The organism is Pseudomonas sp. MF6776 (genome assembly GCF_016613125.1).
GTDB lineage: Bacteria > Pseudomonadota > Gammaproteobacteria > Pseudomonadales > Pseudomonadaceae > Aquipseudomonas > Aquipseudomonas iridis.
In genome coordinates this window covers 1-1,113 of record NZ_JAENSQ010000097.1, presented here as the reverse complement: position 1 = coordinate 1,113, position 1,113 = coordinate 1, and the positions used below count along the sequence as shown (strand labels likewise).

Genomic DNA, 1,113 nt, shown 5'->3' with positions numbered 1-1,113 from the left:
GGCGGTTGCAGGAGCTGAGTGCAACACGGTTATTGAATTGAAGCCGGAGCATCATGCCGCATTGCCATGGAGTTTTGCATGACCTCTCCCATCACCTCGATGGGGCATTTGAAGTCGAAGCGCTTGCGCGGTCGCATGTTCAGTTGCAGCGCAATGGCGTCCAGCTTCTCCTGGCTATGTACCGACAGGTCTGTGCCCTTGGGCAAGTACTGGCGAATCAGGCCGTTGATGTTTTCGTTGCTGCCGCGCTGCCAGGGGCTGTGCGGGTCGCAGAAGTAGATCGCCACGCCGGTTCTTTGGGTGATCTCGGCGTGTCGCGCCATCTCCCGGCCCTGGTCGTAAGTCATGCTCTTGCGCATCTCCAGCGGCATGCTATTGAGCGCGGCGCTGAAGCCTTCCAGTGCCGAAGTCGCCGTCGCGTCGTTCATCTTCACCAACATCAGGTAGCCACTGGTGCGTTCCACCAGCGTACCGACGGACGAGGCGTTGGCCTTACCCTTGATGAGGTCGCCTTCCCAATGCCCCGGCATCAGCCTGTCTTCAATCTCCGGCGGGCGCACATGAATACTGACCATCTCGGGGATCTGGCCGCGCCGATCCACGCCACCAGAGCGCGGCCGGCGCGTCGTCTTGCCTTGGCGCAGACAGATGATCAGCTCCTTACGCAGCTCACCCACTGGCAGGGCATAGATCGCGTTGTAGATCGTCTCGCGACAGACGTAGGCATCTCGCAGGTTGGGTATGTTCATGCTGCGCAGCTTGCCGGCAATCTGCTCGGGAGACAAACGCTCACGCAGCATATGGGTCACCAGTTCGAAGCGCTCGCTACCCGGCAACAGTTTTCGCATCGGTCGACAAACCTGGCGGCGGGCCTGCATTTGCTGCTGGGCTAGGCGGGCCGAGTAGCCACCGCAAGCACCTCGGTTACGGCGCAGCTCACGGCTGATGGTCGAAGGGGATCGGTTGATCAAGCAGGCAATCCTGCGCAGGCTGAAGCCTTGGGTACGACCGATTTGAATGGTGGCGCGCTCTTCAACGCTGAGTTCGGTATAAGACATAGGGGCAGCACCGTACCGGAAAGGTCAGGTGTTGCACTCAGTTTTTGCCGCCGCC

The 1,113-nt window shown here is 60.4% G+C and carries 1 protein-coding gene; it reads right to left on the bottom strand.

Going from position 1 to position 1,113, the window contains the following annotated elements; all coding sequences use genetic code 11:
• Nucleotides 1-29 precede the first annotated feature (29 nt).
• Nucleotides 30-1,058, bottom strand: a complete 1,029-nt coding sequence (locus JJD74_RS30585) for an IS30-like element ISPsp7 family transposase (RefSeq protein WP_003283602.1) — start codon at nucleotides 1,056-1,058, stop codon at nucleotides 30-32.
• Between the last annotated feature and the right edge of the window lie 55 nt (nucleotides 1,059-1,113).